Raw genomic sequence first — 6927 nt, forward strand, 5'->3', positions numbered from 1 at the left:
ATCATCCGGGCGATCGCCGCCGTCAGCGGGTCGGTGGGCAGCCGCCCGCCGCCGGCGAAAGCGAGCGCTGCCTCGACGTCGACCGCGCCGAACGGCTCGTGCGGGCTGATCCCGCCCAGCACCAGCCGCCGGACGGGCAGCAGCGCGGGCAGCTCCCACGCCAGCCGCGCGCCGAGCGAGTAGCCGACGACGTCCACTTCGGACACTTCGCCGACCGCGATGGCCAGCTCTTCGGTGATGGCCTTCGGGGTGGTGTCGGCTGGCGCGGGACTGGAGCCGTGGCCGGGCAGGTCGGGGACCAGCACCGGGCGCCCGGAGGCGACGAGCGCCGCGGGCCAGCCGGTGCTGACCCAGTCCGTGTGCCCGTCGGAGGCGAAGCCGTGCAGGAGCAGCACCGGAGGGCCGGCGGGCGGGCCACTGGGGGCGAACCGGCGCACGGCCAAGGTCGAAGGCGTCAAGGAGATCCTTCCTCAGGAAGAACGGCGAAGGCGCTGCAGTTCGCCGAGCGTGCGGGCGCGGGAGTCGACGGCGATCCGCAGTGCGGAGCCGATGAGGTTGAGCAGGAGCACGCAGGCCATGATCGTCACGCCCGGCACCACGACCAGCCACGGCGCGACCACCAGGTACGACCGGCCCTCGGCGATCATGTTGCCCCAGGTCGGGGTGGGCGGGGCGATGCCGAGGCCGAGGAAGCTCATCGCGCCGTCGACCAGCATCGCGGCCGCGGCGAGGATGACGACCTGGACCAGGGCCAGCGGCAGCACGTTGGGGAACACGTGCACCAGCAGGATCTTGCCGCGGCTCATCCCGGACACGCGGGCGGCGCCGATGTACTGCCGCCCGGCGATGCCGAGCACCCGGCTGCGGATCACGCGGGCGGTGAACGGCGTGAAGATCACCGTCAGCGCGATCAGCTCGGTCCAGATGCTCGCCCCGAGCGCGATGGCCAGCGCCATCGCGAGGATGATCGCCGGGAACGACATCCACGCGTCCATCAGCCGCATCAGCACGGCGTCGGCGGCCCGGTAGAAGCCGCTGACCAGGCCGATCACCATGCCGGAGAACGCCGCGCACAGCGTGATCAACGCGGACAGCCCCAGCGACGCCCGGCCGCCGGACACCAGCCGGGCGAGGACGTCGCGGCCGAAGGAGTCGGTGCCGAGCGGGTGCGCGCCCGACGGCGGCAGCAGCCGGTGCACCGGGTCGGTCGCGCTGACGCTCGGCAGGAAGAACGGCAGCACGACCACGGCTAGCACGATCAGGCCTAAAAGGACCGAGCACACCACGAGCGTCCGGTTGCGCCGGAACACCCGCGCCGCGCGCCGGGGCGGGGGAGTGTCCACCGTGGACGCCGGTTCGGCGACGGCGAGGCTCATGCGACACGCACCTTCGGGTCGAGCAGCGCGTACGACAGGTCCACCAGGAGGTTGACCACGACGAACAGCACCGCGACGAACAACGTCACGCCCTGGATGAGCGGGAAGTCGCGAGTGGACACCGCGCCCATGAGCAGGTGGCCGAGCCCCGGCACGACGAAGATCGACTCGATGATGACGATCCCGCCGACCAGCATGGCGAAATTGCTGCCCAGCTGCGTCACCAGCGGCATCAGGGCGTTCGGCAGGACGTGCTTCAGCAGCACCCGCCGTTCGGGCAGGCCCTTGACGCGCGCGGTGCGCAGGTAGGCCAGCGGCAGCTCGCCGAGCACGCTCTCGCGCAGGGTGAGCACGAACAACGCCGTCTGCCCGATCACGAGCACGGTCACCGGGAGCACCAGCGCGGGCACCGCGGCGACCGGGTCGGTCAGCAGGTCGTGGTAGCCGCTGGAGGGGAACCACCGCAGCGTCACCGAGAAGACGAGCACGAGCACCAGCGAGATCCAGAAGTCCGGCATCGCCATGCCGAGCGAGGACAGCCGGTCGAGCGCCCGGGCCACGAGGTTGCGCGGCGACACCGCCTGCCACGCCGTGATCGCGATCGACAGGAAGAAGCTGATCACCGTGGACAGCACGGCGAGTGTCAGCGTCGGCACGATGTGCGCGGCGACGACGTCGAGCACCGGCTGGTGGTAGGTGATCGACGACCCGAAGTCGCCGCGCAGGACGTGCCCGGCCCAGCTGAGGTACTGCTGCCAGAGCGAGCCGTCCAGGCCCATGCTCGACCGCAGCGCGGCGACGTCGGCCGGGCGCGCGGTCGGGCCGAGGATCGCCTGGGCCGGGTCGCCCGGGATCAGCCGGATGACGAAGAACATCATGGTGCCGACGATGACCAGGATGATCGCGAGGTCGCGCAGCCGGCGCAGCAGCACCCCGGTCATGCGGCCAGCCAGGAGTTCCAGAAGACCCGGTAGAAGTCGCCGTAGCCCTTGAGCCGCGGGGTGTAGGCGGCGTAGAGCCGGGACTGGCTCAGCGTGATCACCGACAGCTGCTTCCAGGTGAACGCCTGGAGCTTGTCGATGACCGCCTTCGCCTGCTCCGGCGTGGTCGAGGCGTTGAACTCGGTCATCAGCCCGTCGAGCTCCGGCGACGTCGAGCCGTTGAGCGTGCCGAGGGTGAGCGCGGGCATCTGCGCCGGCGAGGTCAGCGACGAGTCGAAGAACAGCGTCGTGATGTCCCAGCCGCCCGGGTCCTTGGTCAGCGTCCCGAGCATGGTGGCGAAGTCGAACGTGTCGATCTTGGTCTGCAGCCCGATCTTCCCGAGCGCGTCCTGGATGAGCACGGCCCACTTGCCGAACTCGGGGTAGGAGTTCGTGGTGACGATGTGGATCGTGGCACCGGCGGTGATGCCCGCTTGGGCGAGGAGTTCCTTGGCGCGGGCCGGGTCGTGCTGCCGGTAGACGTCGTCGCCTGCGGTCGAGTAGGACGCCTTGTTGTCCGGCGAGGCGAACGCGCCGGTCTCGATCGTGAGGTCCTTGCTGCCGCCGGTCGCGGCGTTGATGGCGGGCTTGTCCAGCAGCAGGTTCAGCGCCTGGCGGGCCCGCGGGTCGGCGAACTTCGAGCCGGGGTTGAAGTTGGGGATGACGACGTTCTCGTTGCCGCCCGGCAGGTTGTGCACCACCAGGTTCGGGTTGGCCTTGAGCTGCTCGTACTGGTCGTTGGCCGGCATCGCGTGGTCCCACTGGCCGGTCTGCAGGCCGTTGACCAGCGCGTCCTGGTCGCCGACGACCTTGTAGGTGACCGTGTCGAGGTAGGCGTGCTTCGCGCCGGCCTGGCCGCCCCAGTCCTCTTCGGACCGCGGCTTGTAGCCGGCGTAGCGTTCGAGCACCAGCTGCTGGCCGATGTCCCAGCTCTTCAGCTTGTACGGGCCGGTGCCGATCGCCTTGTCCTGCCCGAACCCGGTGGCGGGCAGCCCGGTGAGGTTCTTCGCCTCGTAGATTTCGGTGCCCGCGCCGGCCAGCTCGTCGATCAGCGGGTAGCGCGGCCGCTTGAGCTTGATGCTCACCGTCGCCGGGTCCGGCGCGGTGATCGCGTCGATGTCCGGGGTGACCAGCTGCCCGGTGCGGTGGCTCTTCTGCCAGCGCTGGAGGCTCGCGACGACGTCGTTCGCCGTCAGCGGGTTGCCGTCCTGGAAGGTCACGCCCTGGCGCAGCTTGAAGGTGTAGGCGAGCCGGTCCGGGCTGGTGGTGAACGTGTCGACCAGCATCGGCCGGGCGACGAAGTGCTGGTCGACCTCGAACAGCTTCTCGTACATCATGTTGCCGATCTGCGCGGTCACCTGGCCGGGGTTGGCGACCATGTCGAGCGACTGCGGATCGGTGGGGACGGCGACGGTGAGGTTGCCGCCGCGGACCGGCGGCCCGTCGGCGGCGGCCGTGGTGCCGGCCCCGCCCATGCAGCCGGCGAGCAGCGTGGCCGCGGCGGCGAGGGCGGCGAGCAGGGGAGTCCGTTTCATGGGCGCGTCGATCCTGTGTGGGGGAGGGCGGGCAGGTCGGGGTTGGCGGCGAGCAGCCGCCGGGTGTATTCGTGCTGCGGCGCGAGGCGGATCTCGTCCGGGGTCCCGGTTTCGATCAGCTCGCCGCGGTACATCACGCCGACGCGGTCGGCGACCGACAGCACGAGGCTGAGGTTGTGGGTGATGAACAGCAGGCTCAGCGTGCGGGTGCGGCGCAGGTCCAGCAGCAGGTTCAGCACCTGGCCCTGCACGGAGACGTCGAGCGCCGACGTCGGCTCGTCGGCGACGATCAGTTCGGGCCCGGCGGCGATCGCCCGCGCGATGGAGACGCGCTGGCGCTGCCCGCCGGACAGCTGCGACGGCAGTTTTCCGGCGGAATCCTTCGGCAGGCCGACCTCGTCGATCAGCTCGGCCACCCGCCGGTCCAGTTCGGCGCCGCGCAACGGGGTCAGCTCCTTCAGCGGCTCGGCGATGATCCGCGCCGCGGTGTGGCGGGGGTCCAGGGAACTTTGCGGGTCCTGGAAGATGAGCTGGACGCGCCGGCGGAACGCGCGCTCGTCGCCGATCAGCCCGGCGGGCGTGATCCCGTGCGCGCCGAAGGTGATCGTCCCCGACGCCGGCGGTTCGAGCGCGGTCACCAGCCTGCCGAGCGTGGACTTGCCGGAGCCGGATTCGCCCACCAGGCCGAAGAACTCGCCGGGCGCGATGTCCAGTGAGACGTCCCGCACCGCTTCCACCCGGCGTCCTTTTCGGCCGTACACTTTGGACACCGCGGTGATGGTGAGCGGCGGCCCTTCGGGCACCCGCTCGGGACGTGGCTTGAGAGCCCGGGTTTCGACGGCTTCGGTCGCTTCGCCCGCCATCGCGGATTCGAGCAGGGCGGGGGAGATGGTCGGGAAGCCGTCGCGGCGGCTGACGCCCAGCTGCGGCACGCACCCGAGCAGCGCCCGCGTGTACGGGTGCCGCGGCCGGGTCAGGACCTCGTCGCGCGACCCGGCTTCGACCAGGCGGCCGCGGTACATCACCGCGATCCGGTCGGCGACCTGCGCGGCGACCCCCATGTCGTGGGTGATGAACACGCAGGCCGTGCCGTGATCGCGGCGCACGCGGTCGAAGAGGGTGAGGATCTCCGCCTGCGTGGTGACGTCGAGGGCGGTGGTCGGCTCGTCGGCGATGAGCAGGTCGGGGTCGGCCATCAGGGCGAGCGCGATCATCACGCGCTGCTGCATGCCGCCGGACATCTGGTGCGGGTACAGCCTCAGGATCCGGTCGGTGTCGGTGAGCCCGACCTCGGTCAGCAGCCGCCGGGCCTTGGCTTCGGCCCGCTTGCGCAGCGGGCTGCCGCGGCGGGCGGCCTGCCCGGGCAGCGACCCGGGTTCGCGGTACGCCTCGGCCAGCTGCCCGCCGACGCGCCGGCTCGGGTTGAGGGAGTCGAGGGCCTCCTGGAAGATCATGCCGATCCGCGGGCCGCGGTAGGCGCGCATCGCGTCGGCGGGCAGCTTCGTGACGTCCACGCCGTCGACCGCGATCTCGCCGCGGGTGCGGACGGGGGCGACGAACTCGAGCAGGCGGATGATCGACAGGGCGGTCACGGTCTTGCCGCTGCCGGACTCGCCGACCACGCAGAGCGTCCGCCCCCGCCCGAGATCGAGGGAGAGCTCCCGCACGAGTTCGCGCTCGGTGTCGTCGGTGACGACGCCGACGGTGAGCTCCCGGATTTCGAGCAGCGTCATGGATTCCCCTTCCTCGCGCCCGCCGCGAGGGGGCGGGCCGGACTGCCGGGCACCGGCAGGGGTAGTTCTACGCATGTTGACACCGGCGCCATGCGGTGTCAATGGTTTTATTCTACAAACGTAGGAAGTTGAAACATCACGGCTTTTTGTTGCTGTGCGGGGAAAATTCGGCGCTGGACTCTTTTATCTACGGATGTAGAGTGTCCGCGTCGAACAAAGGAGGACGACGTGACGACCAGACCCGCCACGCCCGAACGGATCGTGGACATCGCGGTCGGCTACATGGCCGCCCAGCAGCTCTTCGCCGCCAACCGCATCGGCCTGTTCCCCGCGCTGACGGCCGGCCCGCTCGTCGCGGGGGAGCTGGCCGAGCGGACCGGCCGCCCCGAAAAGACCGTCCGGATCCTCGGGGACGCCCTCGCCGCGCTCGGCCTGCTGTCCCGCGTGGACGGTCGCTACGAGCTGACCGCCGACACCGCCGCGTACCTCGGCGGGGAAGGTCTGGACCTCGCGCCGTTCCTGACCTTCCTGGAGACGATCAGCTACCCGCACTGGCGGCAGTTCCCGCACACCACCGACACCGGCGAACCCGGCGAACTCGACCTCGGCGGCGACCGTTGGGGCACCTTCCTCGGCGGGGTCATGGCGTATAACGCCCTACACGCTCGGATGCTGGCGAACGGATTCGACTTCAGCAGGTACAAGAACCTCCTGGACCTGGGCGGTCTCTCGGCCGAGTTCGCCCTGCAGGCCCTGCGTGCCAACGACGTGCTGCGGGTGACGTTCGTCTACGACCCCCGGTCGGTCCCGTCGGTCACCGAAGCGGTCGCGGAGTTCGCGGACCGGGCGACCGTCGTCGGCGCCCCGACCCCCGAGGCCGAGCCCGCGGGCGAGTTCGACCTGGTGATGGTGAACCACGTGGTCCACCGGTTCTCCGCCGAGGAGAACCAGGCGATCCTGCGCCACGCCCGGGCCGCGGCGGCGCCCGGGGCGCGGTTGCTGCTGCTCGACTTCTTCCTCGACGACGACCCGTCGCCGCGGGCGCTCGACGCGCTGCACGCGGGGGAGTACCTGGTCATCGACGGCACGGTCGTGTACCCCGAGGCCGACGTGCGCGGCTGGCTGTCCGCCACGGGCTGGCGCCCGGTAGACCGGCTGACGCTGCCGGGTTCGCCGCGGGTGCTCGTCGCGGAGGCGGTGTGAGCACCGGTCTCGACCCCGCCGTGCGGGAGTTGCTGGCCCACAGCCCCGAGGCGCCGGACCGGCCGCTGACGGCCGTCGAGCTGCGGGCGGCGTTCGCGGC

The 6927-nt window shown here is 71.0% G+C and carries 6 protein-coding genes; 1 reads left to right on the forward strand and 5 read right to left on the reverse strand.

Annotated features, from left to right (window positions below; genetic code table 11):
• From G3I65_RS53190 to G3I65_RS53210, 5 genes are all read right to left on the reverse strand, one after another.
• On the reverse strand, positions 1–458 hold a 458-nt coding region (locus tag G3I65_RS53190; protein ID WP_239072001.1), incomplete at its 3' end, for an alpha/beta fold hydrolase.
• A gap of 12 nt (positions 459–470) precedes the next feature.
• Entirely contained in the window at positions 471–1376 is a 906-nt protein-coding gene (locus tag G3I65_RS53195; protein WP_160703883.1) for an ABC transporter permease, read from the reverse strand.
• Positions 1373–2317, reverse strand: coding sequence for an ABC transporter permease (locus tag G3I65_RS53200; RefSeq protein ID WP_160703885.1), 945 nt, complete (start codon positions 2315–2317; stop codon positions 1373–1375). Before G3I65_RS53200 ends, G3I65_RS53195 begins: the two co-directional genes overlap by 4 nt.
• Positions 2314–3891: an ABC transporter substrate-binding protein gene (locus tag G3I65_RS53205; RefSeq protein ID WP_160703887.1), complete on the reverse strand. Its 1578-nt coding sequence runs from the start codon at positions 3889–3891 to the stop codon at positions 2314–2316. The genes G3I65_RS53200 and G3I65_RS53205 overlap by 4 nt, the downstream gene beginning before the upstream one ends.
• Positions 3888–5624, reverse strand: a complete 1737-nt coding sequence (locus G3I65_RS53210) for an ABC transporter ATP-binding protein (protein WP_160703889.1) — start codon at positions 5622–5624, stop codon at positions 3888–3890. Before G3I65_RS53210 ends, G3I65_RS53205 begins: the two co-directional genes overlap by 4 nt.
• 228 nt (positions 5625–5852) lie before the next feature.
• Between G3I65_RS53210 and G3I65_RS58975 the strand changes: the two genes are divergently transcribed.
• Positions 5853–6827 carry a methyltransferase dimerization domain-containing protein gene (locus G3I65_RS58975; protein ID WP_309236100.1) on the forward strand — a complete coding sequence of 325 codons (975 nt, stop codon included), beginning with the start codon at positions 5853–5855 and terminating at the stop codon, positions 6825–6827.
• Positions 6828–6927 lie beyond the last annotated feature (100 nt).

This window comes from Amycolatopsis sp. SID8362 (assembly GCF_010550475.1).
Classification (GTDB): domain Bacteria; phylum Actinomycetota; class Actinomycetes; order Mycobacteriales; family Pseudonocardiaceae; genus Amycolatopsis; species Amycolatopsis eburnea.